This is a genomic window from Beduini massiliensis, from assembly GCF_000829905.1.
GTDB classification, from domain to species: Bacteria; Bacillota_I; Bacilli_A; order Erysipelotrichales; family Coprobacillaceae; genus Beduini; species Beduini massiliensis.
Genome location: NZ_CDPP01000006.1, coordinates 456,685 through 474,249, shown reverse-complemented (window position 1 = coordinate 474,249; position 17,565 = coordinate 456,685). Strand labels below are relative to the sequence as shown.

The following is a 17,565-nucleotide window of genomic DNA, read 5'->3' as shown; positions in this document are numbered from 1 at the left end:
CCGCACACATGGCAGACGGGTTCTAAGCATGCTTAAAATAAGCATGATGAAAACATCTGCCAATTCTTATAACGTCGATACTCGTCCATCATGCTCATCTCCTTTCAATAAAAAAACCATGGAAGCCAAACGGTCCATGGAAAATGATCTTTCTATTTCATACCGTTCAAGCTTTAGCTTTGCAGGGCGATGAAACTGCATTATGTTATACCTTGACGATATAACCTGTTCAAACCAACTCATGATGTCTCCATCATTTCGCGGCAGCAGTCCGTATCCCTGTAGGAGCCTCACCTACCAGATTATTTTATTACTTACACTAAAATTATATGACGTTTAAATCTTTTGTCAACCACTAAACGTGTATTTCATCTGATTTTGAAACATGTTATGATGAAGATAGAAGGGGGGATACCCATGAAAAAGTTATTTTATCGATACCGCAAATGTATGTTTATAGGGTTCATTCTCCTATTGGGAATTATATTTTTACCCACCCTAAGACCTAAACAAATATGGGAATATCCACCGGCGGTTATGAATGTATCGGATAATTATTTTGACTACCAATCCGGATTGGAGTGCTCAGCTTATTCTTCGGCTTATATACTCCGTTTTTTTGGAGAAGAGGCGGATGGGAAAAGCTTGTATGAGAATTTCCCGGCAAAAATACCTCAGGGAGCATTGCCGGAAGGCATCGTCACTTTTTTTCGACTGCAAGGCTATTCGATTACATTTAAGAAGAATGCAAGTATTGAAGAATTGAAACAGGATATCAGCTTGGGAGTGCCGGTTATTTCTTTTATTCGTGTAAATATGGAAGAACCCTATACCCACTATGTACCGATTATCGGTTATGATGAAGATTATTTTTACTTTGCCGAAAGTCTGCCTTACATGGTAAATTGTCAAGATGAAGATTTGCCATATAATCGTAAGACCACTATCGAGGAGTATAAAAATCTATGTCGGAATGTAGATGGGATGTATCAGTGCCCATATTTTGTAATCTCTAAATAATAAAAAATATCCGGAAACGAATGTATTTCCAGATATTTTCTTATAACGGGATGCGATTTCGAGGATTACGCTGAATTAAGATTTCCCGTTGTTTAGAAGAGGTTACATGAGTATAGATCTGAGTGGTTGTAATGGAACTGTGTCCTAAAATTCGCTGAATATAACGAATATCCACATCTTCTTCTAATAATTGGGTGGCAAAAGTATGACGAAGCATGTGTGGGGTAATATGCTAATTTAATTTTAATACACGTTCATAATGCCTTAAAATAAATCGGACGGATTGTTCGGATAAACGATTTCCATTCCGATTAATAAAAAAGAAGATCGAATTATCCATTTGATCTTGAAACAAACAGGCATATTCTTTTAATATCTGTAATACTTTATAGTTTCCGATATAAAGACTTCTTTCTTTTGCTCCTTTTCCATAGATCAACAGCTGCCCCTGATCAAGATTAATCTCTTCTTTTTTTATATTGCATAATTCGGATACTCTTAATCCGGTAGAAAAAAGCAGTTCGATCACAGCGGCATTACGTGTGGTCGTTTTTATTTCATATGAAGAACGGCTTTGATGAATATCCTCGTATGCCTTTTTTAAGATTAAGGTCATATATTGAAGATCAACTGTACGGGGAAGCAGCAGGGGTTCTTTATATTTGAAACGAATCTTATTAAAAGGGTTATGTTCTATATAATCATCTAATTCCAGATAATTAAAAAAAGCCTTTAGACTGGCAATTTTTCTTTTGATCGTTCTTGGTTTTGAATAGAGTCGGGATAAATAACCAATATAATCATTTAATAATTCTCTTGAGCATTCACGATCTTGACTGTACGTCAAGAACTGCTTTAGATCGATTGAATAAGCTTTAATCGTTTTCGTGCTTAAATTCTTTTGTAATCGGCATTCATTTAAATAGGTCTCTAATCTCTCTTTCATCTTTATTCCTCCATTTTATACCTGTAATAAATGGTAATGGAACGAAGGTGATTAGTAAAGTAATTGTGATGGACAGTATACAGTTATTGACTAAAATAAATAGGAAGAGGGATAGGATATAAGAGAAATTTATAAATAATGATGAATATCATATTGTGTGACTACTTTTTTTCCCAGCAGGGTGATTGCTTGCATGGGGCATTGATTGATACAGCGATAACACATCGTACATTGATCTTTAGCGATTGCTTTAGCATGGTCCAGTTCTATATTTTTCATTGGACATAATTGGACGCATCGCCCGCAGCCAATACACTGAGACGAATTTATTTTTAGTTTGCTGGAGTAGTGTTGTGTCAACGTATAGAAGTATAATCGCTGACCAAATAACCCGGCGAGATGTGATAAAAAACCAATTCCATCTTGTGTAGGCCGACCATTTTGAAAGTCATGTGCAGCTTGTACGACTTTCTTTTCTGCTGCAAGGATTAAACTTTTATTTTTCTTGGATGAACGTTTCAAGGCTTTTTCATCAGCGATGCTGTCGGGCATTTTCACATGCAGTCCGCCAATACAATGTGCACCCTGTTTTTTTAATAAGCGGGCAAGGAGACCGGCACCATCCCCACTAAATAGTCCCATTGTCGCTATTATAAAAATGTCTTTCCCTTTCCATAAATCTGAATGTTCCATGATAAAATCTCTTAATATTTTAGGAATATTACTATATTGAACCGGATAAGCGATAATAATTTGGGTATGGGACTTGATTTGTTCAATGGCTTTGTCATCTTCGATTGAAAACATTGCACTTTCTTCAAATTCTTGTAGGAAGCGTTCTAAACAATACTTTGAATTTCCGGTTCCACTGAAATATAAACCTACCATCTTCAATCTCCTTTCTATAAAAAAAGAATCACCAAGTGATCCCTTAATAACTTATGGTGCCGACAACTGGAATCGAACCAGCAGCCTATCCATTACGAGTGGATTGCTCTACCGTTGGAGCTATGTCGGCAGTGAATACATAAAATATTATACATCAAAGCGAATAAAGAAAAAAGATATAAATTGAATAATTTATACCTTAATCCATAAATTCTAATTGTGATTCCTGTGAATTTGCTTCAACAATTTTATAGAAGTATTCTTTTTGACTCATACCATCTGCTTCTAACTCAGTTTCAATTAATCCATCTTTAATTCTAAGCATTTTTGTTGAATAACTTGCGATCGTCGCATCATGTGTTACCATCAAAATCGTTACACCCTGTTCTTTGTTTAAACGACGGAAGATCGATAATAATTCATGAGAGTTTTGACTATCTAAGTTTCCGGTTGGCTCATCAGCGACGATTAAACGAGGGTTCGTTACTAAGGCTCTGGCAATCGCCACCCTCTGTCTTTGTCCGCCGGAACATTCGCTCGGATGTTTTTCTAAGGTCATCTCAATATTTAACTTTTTAGCGATATCTTCGACGCGGGCTTTGATTTCCTCTTTATTGACATTAGCAAGTGAGAGCGGTACCGCAATATTATCTAGAATCGTTAAACTTTCTATCAAATGGAATTCTTGAAAAATAAAGCCTAAGTTTTTATAACGGAATTGTCCTAATTCGTATTCGGTCATACTGACAACATTAGTGCCATTAATATGAACAAATCCTTTAGAAGGAAGATCGATAGTCGATAATACATTTAACAGAGTAGATTTTCCACTTCCGGAAGGCCCCATGATACAAACGAATTCTCCTTCCACCATATTTAGATCAATTCCTTTTAAGGCTACAACTTTTTGATCATCAAACTGACCATAGATTTTTTTGACACCTTTAGCGGTAAGTACAGAATTTGTTTCCATTTAGTGTCCTCCTTCAATATAGTTAAAAATAACTTTTTTATAATTTTGATATGTGATAAGTCCCACCAGTACAATCGGAATCAGATAAGCCAAGACAAGATTGACGGCAATTGCCACCGAAAGCAATCCGTGCTGGATATAGATAAAGAGAATGATTCCAATATATAGAGTAGGAATAAATAGGATAATGCCATAAAGTCCTAATGTTTCAAAACGCATAATTCTTTTTAAATCTTTACGCACAAAGCCAAGTTTATATAACGATTCAAACAGGGGTCCATTCGATGAATTTTCCACAATTACACGATACACGATACAAAATGTCATTAAGAAAATGATCACTCCATAAGAAAAGTAAATCAATGTGCTGTTGCTTGGATCATCATGATAGGTAATACATAAACAGATCATACAGATGATTGCAACAATAATGATTTTGATCAATGTTGCCGTTCTGGCAATGGAATAAGAGAGATTTCCAAAGCCAATCAAACGGATTTTATGATTCATATTGAAATGGCGCTGCAAAAATTCAAACAGCTGCGGCAGTCCACGTTTGAATAAGCCGGAAATTCCATAAAGTCCTACACAGGAAACAACAAGAAACACCATCGTATCATTGCTTGCAACCGGCACTTGGAAAAAGACATATAATGGAATAAGTGCGGTTACCCAGTAAACAATAATGGGCATACGAATGGAAGATGCCGGTGCTTCTGCTTTCATCGTATTATTAAAGTGCAGTAATTGCAGAATGTCATGACGATAAGCATATCCGGCGTTCACGACAGTCAGTGCGGCGGTTTGCGTCAGCAAGGTAATAACAGACATGACAATGGCTTGAGTAGAGATATGCCAAAGATTCCCGGTAATATGAAGACTGCTGTAAACAATCTGATTTAAAATCGGATTTGCCAGATAACCAATCAAAAATCCTAAAGGAATAGCAGCGATGATAATCGCAAAGTTCTGAACAATCAGATAAATACTGACTCCGCCGACTCCGGCTCCGGACATCGTATAGATTCCTATTTCTTCATTCTTTTTAGAAAGGAAAAATCCATTGGCAAAGCAGGCGGTAGCTGAAGCAATCAACATGATCGCAAGAGAAAGCAGATTACTAAAGCCCATTCCGGTACCGATTTCATTTCCAATAATATGATTATCCATATAATTAAAGAATAAGAAAATAACGGCGGAAGAACAAACGAGGGACAACCCATAAAAGAATGTTTTTTGATACTCCAGTTTGAGCATCCTTAAAGCAAATTTAGCTTTCCCCATTATTGAAATAATTCCTGTGATTCTTTTGAGTTTGCATCAACAATTTCATAATAATATTCTTTTTGGGTTTTATTTAATTTTTCAATGGTTGTTTCCAGTTCACCATCTTTGATAAATAAGAGTTTTTTTGAATAGCTGGCAATCATCGAATCATGCGTTACCATCAGAATCGTAACACCATCTTCATCATTTAACTGCTTAAACAATCTGAGAATTTCATGTGAGTTTTCACTGTCTAAGTTACCGGTTGGTTCATCGGCAACAATCAGTTTTGGCTGATTGACTAAAGCTCTGGCAATAGCGGCACGTTGTCTTTGACCACCGGAACATTCTTCCGGATATTTATGCAGCAGATGATCGATGCCTAACTTTTTAGCGACTGCCTCTACATCTTGAATAATTTCTTGTTTCGATTTATGAGACAGGGAAAGCGGTACCGCAATGTTTTCCGATATAGTCAGACTGCCAATCAAGTTGAAATCCTGAAAGATAAAACCAAGATTTTCATATTTAAAACGACCTAATTGTTCTTCTGTCATTTCAGTCACATCCTGACCACCGATGACGACACGTCCGCCGGTCGGATTATCAATCGTCGAGATAACATTGATAAAGGTGGATTTCCCACTTCCTGATGGTCCCATGATACAAATAAAATCATTTTCATTGATCGTCAGATCAATTCCTTTTAAAGCTTTGAAGGGCTGTTTTGTATGCAGTCCATAAGTCTTTTCGACTCCGGTTGCTTTCAATACTTCATCCATATTTTTTCCTCCTTATATGTTCGCAATAATCGTGCGTTTATAAACGAAATAAGCAATTAATGCAGTAATGCAGATTGGAATTACATAGGCTAAGACTAAGGCAGCTGCAAAACTCATTGCGACTTCACCTGCAATAACAAAGCGAGACAACATGATGACAATATAGCTGGTAGGGAAGAAAAGAATAACCCCATACAGCATCATAATCTCTTTTCTCATAATGGCTTTTAATTGTTTTTTTAGATAGCCTAATTTAAAAAGTGACTGATATAAACCTAAACGTGTTGATGTCTCTAAAATAATTTTATATAGAATACTTGTTGACATTAAAAAGATAATAATGCCATAAGAAAGCAAGACAATAAACAAATCTTTTGGATTATTGATATTGATAATAATCAATCCAATAAATAAGATGATCGAAAGAATGATAATCGTCATCAGCATACCGGTGGATTTCAATGAATACGACAGATTTCCATAAGCAATTAAAGAATTCGATTTTGTCAGATGACTCTTTTGTCTAAACATAATCAGTTTGGAAAGACCGATTTTCAATAATCCCACAATACCAAAGACACCGATACAAGATACCACAACAAAAACCATCGGGTCCAAATCAACAATAAAGAATAATACAATAGGGATCAAATAGAGAATCCAATAAAAGATCACCGGTGTTTTAATCGGTTTCGTTGATTTTTTAGTCATTGATTCTTGTTCATTCAACAAGGTTTTAATCTCGGTACGATAAGCATAACCGGAATTGACTAATGTCAAGGCGATAATCTGTGTCAAAATAACGATCGTACTCATAATTAAGCCTTGCATAGACACATAGTACGTATTTGCCACGACATCTAACGAAGCGTAGATAAACAGATTAAAGAAATGATTGAAAATATAACCAATCCCAAACCCAATCGGAATACTTAGTCCCATAATGACAAAATTTTGCACCAAGAGATAGCCTGCCACAGCAAAGACACTGGCCCCGCTCATAGAAGCAATCGCAATTTCATTGGTTTTACGCGAAATAAAAAATGAATTCGCAAAACACGCATTCGCACATGCGATGATAATAATAAACAGTGCTAATATTTGATTCGCCCCACTTTTTTCGGAAAGACTGTTGCCTAAATAAATATTATCAATATAGTTGAAAAATACAAAAATAATCGATGTGGATAAAACTAACGAAAGCCCATAAAAAAAGCACTTTTTAAAGTCTAATCGCAACATCTTGAGGGAAAACTTAAATGTTCCCATGTCATCACCATCCTGTTTTCATAATACTCTTTTAAAGCGATTACATCAAGAAAAAATAATAAAAAAACATAAAAATAATCTCTTCTTATTCCTGAGCAAAAAGAGGATTAAAGCTAAGTTTTTAAAAATGATTATTGTCCTCATGTCATCACTGTTACTCCATTATCATACACTTTTAAAGCGGTTACATCAAGAACCAATTTTCTGTTTTAGAAAATAAAAATCACACTCGAGGTGTGATTTCATGGGATTAATAGTTTTGTGATCTTACTTCAAAATATGATTTTGGATGGTCACATACAGGACATTTTTCAGGAGCATTTTCTCCTACGTGGATATATCCGCAGTTACCGCATTTCCATACTGTGATACCATCTTTTTCAAAAACAGCACCTTCTTCGATATTTTTAAGTAATTTTAAGTATCTTTCTTCATGTTCTTTTTCGATTTTACCTACTTCTTCAAATAAGAAAGCGATTTTATCGAATCCTTCTTCTTTTGCTTCTTTAGCGAAAGTAGCATACATGTCTGTCCATTCATAGTTTTCACCAGCAGCAGCATCTTTCAAGTTTGTCATTGTATCGGCAACGGCACCACCATGAAGTAATTTAAACCAGATTTTCGCATGTTCTTTTTCATTATTAGCTGTTTCTTCAAAAATATTAGCGATTTGAACATAACCATCTTTTTTAGCTTTACTTGAATAATAAGTATACTTATTTCTTGCCTGAGATTCTCCGGCAAATGCTGTTTGTAAGTTTGCTTCTGTTTTTGTTCCTTTTAAATCTTTCATTTTATTACCTCCAATATCTCTTTCTGTTTTTATCATAGTCCTAAAAATACGAAAAGTCAACATATAAATAGTAATTATTCCTATTTATTTTCAAATTACTTTCCACATAAAAATGTTTTTCGATTAACTATTGACTATATCTTTTTGAATTGATAATATTGAATAGTTACAAAGGAGTGATATAGTGGAAGAAAAAGAAAATAAAATGGGCTATATGCCTGTCAGTAAGTTACTGATTTCAATGTCTCTGCCGATTATGATCTCAATGCTTGTTCAGGCATTATATAATATTGTGGATAGTATTTTCGTTGCTCAATTAGGAGAAGATGCTTTAACAGCAGTCTCGCTTGCTTTCCCAGTACAATCGATTATGATTTCGGTAGCGGTCGGAACTGCTGTGGGATTAAATTCATTGATTTCAAGAAAATTAGGACAAAAAAGAAAAGACGAAGCAAACCTAGCAGCAAGTCATGGTTTACTTTTAGGAATCTTGAGTTACTTTGTCTTTGCGTTATTTGGAATTTTTGGTTCAAGAATGTATTTTGAGGCTTTCTCAAATAATCCTGTCGTGATCGATATGGGGGTACAATATATCAGTATTTGTACAATCTTCTCATTCGGAATCTTTTTACAGGTGATTTCCGAAAGAATTATGCAGTCTGCCGGAATTACCATTTACAACATGGTAACACAGTTAGTCGGTGCGGTTACCAATATTATCCTAGATCCGATCATGATTTTTGGTTTGTTTGGAATGCCTAAATTCGGTATTGCCGGAGCAGCGATGGCAACCGTAATCGGTCAGATCGTGGCGATGTTGTTATCATTATTGCTGAATCATTTGAAAAATCATGAAGTACGAATCGCGATTAAGGATTTTAAATTAAATGGATACCTAATCGGTGAAATTTATCGTGTGGGTGCCCCTAGCATCGTTATGCAGTCGATCGGTTCGATCATGACGATGGGATTAAATGTAATCTTGGCTTCTAGTCAGGCAGCTATTTCGGTATTGGGTGTTTATTTTAAATTAAACAGTTTCATCTTTATGCCGGTCTTTGGTTTGACCAATGGCTTGATCCCAATTTGTGCCTATAACTTCGGGGCAAAGAAAAAAGATCGTATCTTGCTGGCAGTAAAAGATGCCTTGATTTATGCGGCGATTATCTTGACGATCGGAATGGGTATCTTCTTAGCGATTCCGGATAAATTATTGATGATGTTCAATGCTTCTTCGGAAATGCTTAGAATCGGGGTACCGGCACTGCGCTTTATTTCCTTATCTTTCCCATTAGCGGCGGTAGGGATTGTGTTATCCTCTTTATACCAAGCATTGGGAGAAGGGATGTACAGTTTGATCATGTCTGTATGTCGTCAGCTGTTAGTTATTTTACCATTAGCTTATATTTTAAATAAACTTTTTGGAATGACCATGCTTTGGGCATCGTTTGCCTTTGCCGAAGTCATCTCATTATTTATCTGTTTATACTTATATAAACGTTGCTATAAAAAGCATTTAGTGGAAATCGATCCGAAAGCAGCTTAACAAGCTGCTTTTTTGTTTATGGTGTAAAACTATTTACAAAAGTATACAATTTATGCTATAGTTAGTTCCGACTTACATAGTCGATAGGGGTGCAGTACTTATAAGTACATCTAAGGAGGCCGAAAGCCGATGAATTAGATGGAAAGGATTTACTGCCGAAGTGGTTATGTCAAAATAACTGCTGGGGTCATATTTAAGAGGTATGACACTGTCTTTATAGCTGCCGCTGTAAAGGAGCACTACTTGGCGCCTGAGGATGATTTTAACATGTCTTTATGCCGCAAAGTGGTATAGAGACATTTTTATTTTGAGGAGAGACTTATGGAAAAAAAGAAAAAATTTAAAATGCCCCATACCTACGTTATCATTTTCGCAATGGTGATCTTAGCCGCTATTTTGGCGAATGTGGTACCGGCGGGGCAATTCACTCGTGTGACTGATGATTTTGGGAACACGGTCGTTGTTGCAGATTCATTTCAATACATACCAAAGATCGGTATTGGCTTGTTCGATATCTTTGTATCGATTCAATTAGGGTTTATTGATGCAGGTCAGATTATCTTCTTCATTATTTTTGCCTATGCCTTTGTGTATATGTTGTTGAAGAACGGAACCTTTGATGCTGTACTAGGGGCAACCTTACGTAAAGTAGGGTCTCGTATTGAGCTGATTATCCCGATCTGTATGATTGCTTTTGGGGTATTGGGAAGTACGATGGGATTATTTGAAGAAACCTATGGATTATTGCCGATATTTATTTCAATTGCGATTGCATTAGGCTATGATGCGATCCTAGGGGGATCAATCGTGTATATCGCAGTAGCGGTTGGCTTTGCCGCTGCCACCATCAATCCGTTCACGATTGGGATTGCTCAGGAAGTTGCCGGAGTTGAATTGTTTTCCGGTTTGGCTTTCCGTATTTTATGTTTTGTAGTATTTATGAGCATTGCCATTATCTATGTATGGCGTTACGGAAAGAAAGTAAAAAAGGATCCAACTCAATCTATTCTTTATGGAGAAGAGATGGAAATTAAAGAAATCGGATCAAAAGAAACGATGATGAATACAACCTTTACGATTCGTCATAAATTATCTTGTTTATTATTTGTAGTGACGATTGGGATGCTGCTTTATGGCACAATTCAATTAGGTTGGTATATTGATGAGATTGCTGCGTTATTCTTTATTATGATGTTAGTGGCAGGATTTATTTCCGGCTTTACACCTAGTCAGATTGCAGAGTATTTTATTGAAGCGGCTAAAGAAATGATGTTCGGAGCTTTAATCTGTGGACTGAGCAGAGCAGTGCCGATTATTTTGGAAAATGCGTGTATCATCGATACGATCGTTTATTGGCTGTCAAGCGGATTACAACAGTTCACCGGTTATTTAAGTGGGTTAGGAATGTTGTTAGTACAAAATATCTTAAATTTCTTTATTCCTTCAGGTGGCGGACAAGCATTGATTACGATGCCGATCTTAGCGCCGGTAGGGGAAATGGTAGGATTAAACCGTCAAATCGCTGTATTAGCTTTCCAATTCGGAGACGGGTTCTCAAATATTTTCTGGCCGACCTCGGTCTTTATGATGTGCGGAATCATGGGAATGCCGGTGAACAAATGGTATAAGTTCGTAACACCGCTGTTTGGTTTGTTGTTAGTGGCAGAGATTCTTCTGCTTTGCTTAGCGATTTTTATTGGTTTTAGTTAGGAGACTTATAGATGGAATTAAAAGAATATGTATATACAAAAACAGAAGCGTTATTAGAAGAATTTAAAGAAGTTAACGATTATATTTATGCGCATCCGGAGTTAGGCAATGAAGAATTTCTATCTTCGCAATATTTAGTTGATAAAATTCGAGAACATGGCTTTGAAGTAGTTTACCCTTATTTAGATTTACCTACTGCTTTTAGAGCGGAGCTGAATTGTGGGGAAGGACCGAAGATTGCTTTTTTAGCGGAATATGATGCATTGCCGGGATATGGCGAATCAGGTGATCAGACAGCTCATGCATGCGGACATAACTGGATTGCAGCGTCTACTTATGGTGCATGTGTGGTTTTGAGTCAGTTAAAGGAACATTTCAACGGAACAATTGTGTTGATCGGAACACCAGCAGAAGAGACAACCGGTGGAAAATGCGATCTCGTTGACCGTGGGGCCTTTGATGATATCGATGCTGCCTTTCAAATGCATTTAGGTGCAGAAAATAATTTGAATGTAGTGACCTTGGCGATTGATTCGATTGAATTTAATTTTGAGGGAGTGGCGGCTCATGCTGCAGCTTATCCGGAACGTGGGGTCAATGCTTTGGATGCCGTTCAGTTAACCTATGCCGGGATTAATGCTTTGCGTCAGCATATGCAGCCGGATGCCCGTGTACATGGAATCATTACCAATGGCGGACAGGCTGCCAATACCGTTCCGAATAAGGCGCAATGTCAGTTTTACATCCGTGCTAAAAAAAGAGCGTATTTGGATGAATTAACGCAAAAAGTCATTAATTGTGCAAAAGGAGCAGAATTAATGACAGGGGCTAAACTTACCTATCGTCATTTCGAAAATTCTTATGATGATTTGATTAACCATCAAGGATTAATCGCTTTAGCCAAAACAACGTTGGAAGATTTAGGGATTAGGGATTTTGTGGAAAACGATGAGAATGCATCGGGATCAAGTGATATCGGCAATGTTTCTCATGTATGTCCGACTTGCTATATTGAGTTAAATACCGGAGCAAATCCGCCTGTTTATGCTCATAACGAAGACTTCTTAACCTGTGTCAGCGGAGCGTTAGCTTATCAGACTCTTGCGATTGCCATAAAGACGATGGCATATACTGCATTGCAGGTGTATTTAGAGCCAACGCTTATCAAATAAAAAAGTCAATGGGCTTAGTAAATAAGCGCATTGACTTTTTTTAGTTTATTTTACTTCAATAATTTCATATTCACGATGACCTAAACCAAGTTTTTCTGCGTGTTCCAAACATACTTTCCAATCGGTGATTGGAGTTGTATTTTTGAAATGGTCATGATGATCACAGAACCCATTTGCGTGTGTATTTTCATCAAGCAGACTTCCTTGGATCGGTGTCATATGGTTGCAGGCATCGGCGCAGGCTTGATCTAATGCAACCGGATCAAAGCTGGCGAACATTCCGACATCAGGAATGATCGGCAAGTCGTTTTCTCCATGACAATCACAGTAAGGTGAAACATCAATAACTAAATTGATGTGGAAAGCAGGTCTGCCATCCAATACGGCTTTTGAATATTCAGCGATTTTTTTGCTTAAATCATCTACGGCACTGTCGTTGTCATTGTGAATCGCATCATAATTACATGATCCCAAGCAACGTCCGCAGCCAACACATTTAGAGTGGTCGATCGTCGCTTTATGATCTTCCCCAAAACTGATGGCACCATGTGCACAATTCTTAGCACAGAAACGGCAGCCTACACATTTAGAGTGATCGACAGTAGGTTTTCCGGAATTATGCTGTTCCATTTTTCCGGCACGGCTTCCGCAGCCCATCCCAACATTCTTTAAACATCCGCCAAATCCGGTCAATTCATGACCTTTGAAATGACTTAAGGTAATAAAGACATCGGCATCCATAACGGCTCTGCCAATTTTAGCGCTTTTTACTAATTCTCCGCCGACAACCGGTACCTCGATATCATCAGTTCCTTTTAAACCATCTCCGATAATCACATGGCAACCTGTAGAAAAAGGAGAGAATCCATTTTCATAGGCAGCTTCCAAGTGATCCAAGGCATTTTTTCTGCGCCCGACATATAACGTGTTGCAGTCCGTTAGAAACGGTGATCCCCCTAATGATTTAACGACATCTGCCACCACCTTAGCATAATTAGGTCTTAAATAAGAAAGATTTCCGGGTTCTCCAAAGTGAATCTTGATAGCGACCATCTTTTTATCAAAATCGATATCACCAATTCCCGCTTTGCGAATTAACTTTTCTAACTTTTGAGGCAGACTGGTTCCCGGACGAGCACGCAAGTCTGTAAAATATACTTTTGATTTTTCCATAATTTATTCCTCCATTATCTTTATCATACTCCAAATATAGGCTACTTGTGAATAAATATTTATTCTTCACCAAAAAGAATGGTCGCCTTGATGGCTTTATCCCATTGTTTTAATTTATCTGTTCTTTCTTTTTTTGCCATTTTAGGCTCATAAACAGTTCCGTTTTGACATAGCTGGCAGATTTCGTTTTGATCTTTCCAATAGCCAATGGCTAATCCGGCTAAATAAGCAGCTCCTAATGCCGTGGTCTCTTGAATGACCGCAGGTTTGACCGGGATGTTTAAAACATCGCTTTGAAACTGCAATAGGAATTGATTCATAGAAGCACCGCCATCTACTTTTAATTCATTTAACTGCAAGTTGGCATCTTCTTTCATCGCTGAAATAACATCTGAGGTCTGATAGGCTAAAGATTCTAACGTTGCCCGAATGATATGTTCCTGTTTGGTTCCTCGTGTTAAGCCATAGATGGCTCCTTTGACATGAGGTTTCCAGTAGGGGGCCCCTAATCCCGTAAAGGAAGGAACGACATAGACCCCCTCATTATCCTCAACAAGGTATGCCCGTTCTTCACTTTCGCCGGCACTGCGAATAATTTTCAGTCCGTCTCTTAGCCATTGTACAGCAGCTCCGGCAATAAAGACACTACCCTCTAAGACATAATTGACTTTTCCGTTAATCCGCCAGCCCACAGAAGTTACCAATCCATTTTTGGAATGAATGATATGCTCCTCTGTATTCATTAATAGGAAACAACCGGTTCCATAAGTATTTTTCACGTCTCCCGCCTTAAAGCAAGTCTGACCAAATAACGCTGCCTGCTGATCTCCGACGATGCTGCAAATGGGGATTTGACAATCAAATAAGCCTTCACAATATCCATAGATCCTGCTGGTATCTACGATGGACGGCAGCATGCAGCGGGGAATATTCCATAATGCAAGCAGTTCTTCGTCATAGTCCAGTGTTTCTAAGTTCATTAATAATGTACGTGATGCATTCGATACATCACTCATATGTTGTTTTCCTTCAGTCAGTTTATACAGCAGCCAAGTGTCAATCGTTCCAAAAAGCAATTCTCCGGCTTCTGCTCTTTGCTGACTATCGGTTTCATCTAAGATAAAGCGAATCTTGCTGGCACTAAAGTAAGGATCTAATAATAATCCGGTCTTTTGCTTGATCCAGGGTTCTTTTCCATTTTCTTTTAATTGCTGCGTATAGCGATCACTTTGACGTGACTGCCAAACAATCGCATTATAAATAGGTTTTCCAGCAGCTTTATCCCAAACGACGGTTGTTTCTCTTTGATTGGTCATTCCGATAGCGGCAATTTGTTTGGCTTTAATTCCGGTTTTTGCCAGTACTTCAAACATCACACCGACAACACTTGCCCAAATATCATTGGCATCTTGTTCGACCCAGCCCGGCTGAGGATAAAAATTTTCCAATTCTTTTTGTGCAATTCCGATGACTTGTGTTTTTTTATCAAATAGAATGGCTCGGGTACTGGTAGTCCCTTGGTCAATGGCCATAATATATGTTTCCATGTGATTCCCTCTTTTCTATAGTATCACTTTAGCTTAATTTTACTTATTTGTCCACGTTGTATCAGAATTAGAAATCAATAAAAAAGTGTATAATGTTCATTATACAACTTTTGATTTTTTCAAATAATAAGAACGTCCCAACAACATGACAGACAAACAGAAAATCAGGTAATAGATAAACAGAGAACTTTGAATCCCGCCGGATAAGATGATGAGTGAACCTACTGTCGCTAACAGTGGACAGATGATCCCTTTAAATTTACCGATAATCTCTTTAGCTTTATATAAGCGATAAACTTGATAATAAAGCATGATGTAAAGAAGATAAGAAATTGCGATCGAAATCTCTGATACATCGCTGTTAGGCAATAGATGATATTTCGCGGTTATGTAATGGACAAACATCCAAAAGACAGCTAATCCATAAGCAAATACAGCCGAATAAATAGGAACACCATGGTGCGATAATCCCGCAGTCAGTTTCTTGGAAAACGGCATCATATGTTCTCTTAAAGCTAATGAGTAGGGGGTTCTGATAAAGCCGGTCACTAAACCGTTAACGGTTCCCATTACCGAGATAATGACAAAGATCACGATCATCTTAGAAAATTGAACACCGACTAATTGACTTGCGGCGACACTGACATGCTGGTCACCTAAAGACATCACGGTCTGTGGTCCTAAGTAAGATGAAATTCCCACAAAATAGGTAACATAGATAATTAAAATGATCAAAGGTGCAATCGTTAACGCTCTAGGCAATGTTTTTTTAGAATCTTTTACCTCATGGGCAATAGAGGTAGAAACGATCCAACCATCATAAGAATAGGCAATCGGACCTAAAGCGGTCAGCCAAGTCACTGAAAAAAGTTCATTGGTACTCACATGGGTCAATCCCCCGATTGGATCACCAAAGACCATGCCTAAAATTCCCAGCAGAAATAAAGGAATCATTTTCACGATCGTGGCTCCGTTTTGGATGGTTTTACCAATCATCGGACTGATAACATTATAAATGAAGCATAGGGTTAAAAAAGCTAACCCGATCATTATTTCCAATTCCAAGGATGCGTCTAAATGAAATAGGATTCCCGTATAAACTCCGATTACCCAAGCGACGACAACAGTGATTGTCGGATAATAGATAAACGTTTGAAACCAGCCAAAACTGCAAGCTGCCTGATCGCCAATAAAATCTTGGGCATAAGTGATCATCCCACCGGGGTTCTCGCTGCGGCTGGCGAGCTGTCCGATCGTTAAACTACCAAAGATAATAGAAAAAGCGGCTAAAGCAAAGAGACATACACCAAGAAAGATACTTCCATTGGTCGCAACTAATATATTGTCACTTTTAAAGAATATTCCTGATCCAATACAGATTCCAATAATCATGGTAATGGCAGTAAATAATCCATATTGTTTATTATTTTTCATGCACTTACTCCTTTTCTTTGATAGTTTACCATAAATTAAATTGTATACAAAGAAATATAAATAAAAAATGTGTTCCATTAAGAACACATGACTATTAAAAATATTGATTGATAATTTCTTCTTCATTTTGACGAACATTCTTTTTAAATTCGATAGGCGTTTTTTGATACCAAGCAAAGGCAGCACGTGCCCCTTCGATAAAAGGCGTTTCCTCAAAATCCAGATTGATCTCTAAGACATTGTCATAATCATGGAAAGGAAAGAAATCACGAATCGTGTAACCATGCTTTAAGTAATCAAATTCTTTAAAGATGGGGTCTTCATGAGCCGCTTTGCCAAGCGCAAGTATCCATTCTTTAATGGATAACGGCTTTTTATTTCCAACGTTATAAATGGAAAGATGATCTAAACTTTTTAAAGAAAGATCGAAACAGATTTTCGCAAGGTCATGCGTATAAATAAATTGCAGCAAGGTATCCCCTTGACACGGAATGAGGATTGGACGATGATGCACCAGATGGTCAAAGATAAAGCTTTCACGTTGTGCATAATTGTTTTCTCCATAAACATACGGCGGACGTAAGATAATGATTTGACTATGTGTCAGCTGTGTTTTTAAATAGGCTTCAGCCTCGATTTTATTCGTTCCGTAATCTCCCCAATACTTGTTTTCTTTTAATGGATCACTGATCTTATAGGGGATGGAAAGATGCTCCACATCATAAACGGCACTCGAACTTATAAAGATAAACGAAGCTAACTGATCGGTGTGTATAGACTCAATTAAATATTGTAAATGTATTTTATTTGTTGCACTGACATCGACGATGATTTCAAAATGCTGATCCTCTAATACTCTTTTTAACTGTTCCTGATCCTCACGATCACAAACAAGTTCTTTGATATTTGGATTATTCAATGGCTGATTGCCACGATTTAAGACATAGACGTCATCTCCAAATTGACTGAATGTTTCGGCAATGCTCTTACCGATAAAATAACTGCCACCCATAATCAAAACTTTTCTTTTCATATGTTCCTCCTTG

The 17,565-nt window shown here is 37.4% G+C and carries 14 protein-coding genes, 1 tRNA gene, 1 pseudogene and 2 riboswitches; of the genes and pseudogenes, 4 read left to right on the top strand and 12 right to left on the bottom strand.

Features of this window, described 5'->3' with window-relative positions; translation table 11 throughout:
- Window positions 1-150 precede the first annotated feature (150 nt).
- Window positions 151-309: riboswitch (M-box (ykoK) riboswitch) on the bottom strand.
- A 108-nt stretch (window positions 310-417) separates the two neighbouring features.
- Window positions 418-1,020 (top strand): C39 family peptidase, encoded by a 603-nt coding sequence (locus BN1225_RS12300; protein ID WP_052466641.1) that lies wholly within the window; start codon window positions 418-420, stop codon window positions 1,018-1,020.
- A gap of 40 nt (window positions 1,021-1,060) precedes the next feature.
- Here BN1225_RS12300 and BN1225_RS12295 read toward each other — a convergent pair.
- The 8 genes and pseudogenes from BN1225_RS12295 to rbr all read right to left on the bottom strand — a co-directional run bounded on the left by BN1225_RS12295 (window position 1,061) and on the right by rbr (window position 7,937).
- A pseudogene (locus tag BN1225_RS12295) lies at window positions 1,061-1,966 on the bottom strand (tyrosine-type recombinase/integrase).
- A 129-nt stretch (window positions 1,967-2,095) separates the two neighbouring features.
- Window positions 2,096-2,854: an EFR1 family ferrodoxin gene (locus tag BN1225_RS12290; protein WP_041140095.1), complete on the bottom strand. Its 759-nt coding sequence runs from the start codon at window positions 2,852-2,854 to the stop codon at window positions 2,096-2,098.
- Window positions 2,855-2,908: 54 nt separating this feature from the next.
- Window positions 2,909-2,984 (bottom strand) — tRNA-Thr (locus BN1225_RS12285).
- A gap of 69 nt (window positions 2,985-3,053) precedes the next feature.
- Window positions 3,054-3,827, bottom strand: coding sequence for an ABC transporter ATP-binding protein (locus tag BN1225_RS12280; protein WP_041140094.1), 774 nt, complete (start codon window positions 3,825-3,827; stop codon window positions 3,054-3,056).
- Complete coding sequence (locus tag BN1225_RS12275; protein ID WP_147585216.1) at window positions 3,828-4,997, bottom strand: FtsX-like permease family protein; 1,170 nt, start codon at window positions 4,995-4,997, stop codon at window positions 3,828-3,830.
- 113 nt (window positions 4,998-5,110) lie between these two features.
- Window positions 5,111-5,875, bottom strand: coding sequence for an ABC transporter ATP-binding protein (locus BN1225_RS12270; RefSeq protein ID WP_041140092.1), 765 nt, complete (start codon window positions 5,873-5,875; stop codon window positions 5,111-5,113).
- 12 nt (window positions 5,876-5,887) lie between these two features.
- Window positions 5,888-7,144: a hypothetical protein gene (locus BN1225_RS12265; protein WP_041140091.1), complete on the bottom strand. Its 1,257-nt coding sequence runs from the start codon at window positions 7,142-7,144 to the stop codon at window positions 5,888-5,890.
- A gap of 250 nt (window positions 7,145-7,394) precedes the next feature.
- Entirely contained in the window at window positions 7,395-7,937 is a 543-nt protein-coding gene (gene rbr, locus BN1225_RS12260; protein WP_041140090.1) for a rubrerythrin, read from the bottom strand.
- A 184-nt stretch (window positions 7,938-8,121) separates the two neighbouring features.
- On the opposite strand from rbr, the gene BN1225_RS12255 reads away from it, so the two are divergent.
- From BN1225_RS12255 to BN1225_RS12245, 3 genes are all read left to right on the top strand, one after another.
- On the top strand, window positions 8,122-9,483 hold the full coding sequence (locus tag BN1225_RS12255) for an MATE family efflux transporter (protein ID WP_317621643.1): 1,362 nt from the start codon (window positions 8,122-8,124) through the stop codon (window positions 9,481-9,483).
- Between the two features lie 76 nt (window positions 9,484-9,559).
- A riboswitch (Lysine riboswitch) is annotated at window positions 9,560-9,733 on the top strand.
- A gap of 71 nt (window positions 9,734-9,804) precedes the next feature.
- Window positions 9,805-11,193: a YfcC family protein gene (locus tag BN1225_RS12250; RefSeq protein WP_041140089.1), complete on the top strand. Its 1,389-nt coding sequence runs from the start codon at window positions 9,805-9,807 to the stop codon at window positions 11,191-11,193.
- A gap of 11 nt (window positions 11,194-11,204) precedes the next feature.
- Complete coding sequence (locus BN1225_RS12245) at window positions 11,205-12,365, top strand: M20 family metallopeptidase (RefSeq protein ID WP_041140088.1); 1,161 nt, start codon at window positions 11,205-11,207, stop codon at window positions 12,363-12,365.
- A gap of 45 nt (window positions 12,366-12,410) precedes the next feature.
- Here BN1225_RS12245 and BN1225_RS12240 read toward each other — a convergent pair whose 3' ends face one another.
- The 4 genes from BN1225_RS12240 to BN1225_RS12225 form a co-directional block, all read right to left on the bottom strand.
- Entirely contained in the window at window positions 12,411-13,538 is a 1,128-nt protein-coding gene (locus BN1225_RS12240; protein WP_041140087.1) for a DUF362 domain-containing protein, read from the bottom strand.
- 59 nt (window positions 13,539-13,597) lie between these two features.
- Window positions 13,598-15,085: a glycerol kinase GlpK gene (glpK, locus tag BN1225_RS12235; RefSeq protein WP_041140086.1), complete on the bottom strand. Its 1,488-nt coding sequence runs from the start codon at window positions 15,083-15,085 to the stop codon at window positions 13,598-13,600.
- Window positions 15,086-15,184: 99 nt separating this feature from the next.
- On the bottom strand, window positions 15,185-16,519 hold the full coding sequence (locus tag BN1225_RS12230) for an APC family permease (protein WP_041140085.1): 1,335 nt from the start codon (window positions 16,517-16,519) through the stop codon (window positions 15,185-15,187).
- A gap of 94 nt (window positions 16,520-16,613) precedes the next feature.
- Window positions 16,614-17,552 (bottom strand): NAD-dependent epimerase/dehydratase family protein, encoded by a 939-nt coding sequence (locus BN1225_RS12225; protein WP_041140084.1) that lies wholly within the window; start codon window positions 17,550-17,552, stop codon window positions 16,614-16,616.
- Window positions 17,553-17,565: the final 13 nt, after the last annotated feature.

What these genes read in the sequence shown, in the direction of transcription:
- BN1225_RS12280 (WP_041140094.1), bottom strand. Translation starts at nt 3,827, where the DNA reads ATGGAAACAAATTCTGTACTTACCGCTAAAGGTGTCAAAAAAATCTAT.
- rbr (WP_041140090.1), bottom strand. Translation starts at nt 7,937, where the DNA reads ATGAAAGATTTAAAAGGAACAAAAACAGAAGCAAACTTACAAACAGCA.
- BN1225_RS12250 (WP_041140089.1), top strand. Translation starts at nt 9,805, where the DNA reads ATGGAAAAAAAGAAAAAATTTAAAATGCCCCATACCTACGTTATCATT.
- BN1225_RS12225 (WP_041140084.1), bottom strand. Translation starts at nt 17,552, where the DNA reads ATGAAAAGAAAAGTTTTGATTATGGGTGGCAGTTATTTTATCGGTAAG.
- BN1225_RS12240 (WP_041140087.1), bottom strand. Translation starts at nt 13,538, where the DNA reads ATGGAAAAATCAAAAGTATATTTTACAGACTTGCGTGCTCGTCCGGGA.
- BN1225_RS12265 (WP_041140091.1), bottom strand. Translation starts at nt 7,144, where the DNA reads ATGGGAACATTTAAGTTTTCCCTCAAGATGTTGCGATTAGACTTTAAA.
- BN1225_RS12275 (WP_147585216.1), bottom strand. Translation starts at nt 4,997, where the DNA reads ATGGATAATCATATTATTGGAAATGAAATCGGTACCGGAATGGGCTTT.
- BN1225_RS12230 (WP_041140085.1), bottom strand. Translation starts at nt 16,519, where the DNA reads ATGAAAAATAATAAACAATATGGATTATTTACTGCCATTACCATGATT.
- BN1225_RS12290 (WP_041140095.1), bottom strand. Translation starts at nt 2,854, where the DNA reads ATGGTAGGTTTATATTTCAGTGGAACCGGAAATTCAAAGTATTGTTTA.
- glpK (WP_041140086.1), bottom strand. Translation starts at nt 15,085, where the DNA reads ATGGAAACATATATTATGGCCATTGACCAAGGGACTACCAGTACCCGA.
- BN1225_RS12300 (WP_052466641.1), top strand. Translation starts at nt 418, where the DNA reads ATGAAAAAGTTATTTTATCGATACCGCAAATGTATGTTTATAGGGTTC.
- BN1225_RS12245 (WP_041140088.1), top strand. Translation starts at nt 11,205, where the DNA reads ATGGAATTAAAAGAATATGTATATACAAAAACAGAAGCGTTATTAGAA.
- BN1225_RS12270 (WP_041140092.1), bottom strand. Translation starts at nt 5,875, where the DNA reads ATGGATGAAGTATTGAAAGCAACCGGAGTCGAAAAGACTTATGGACTG.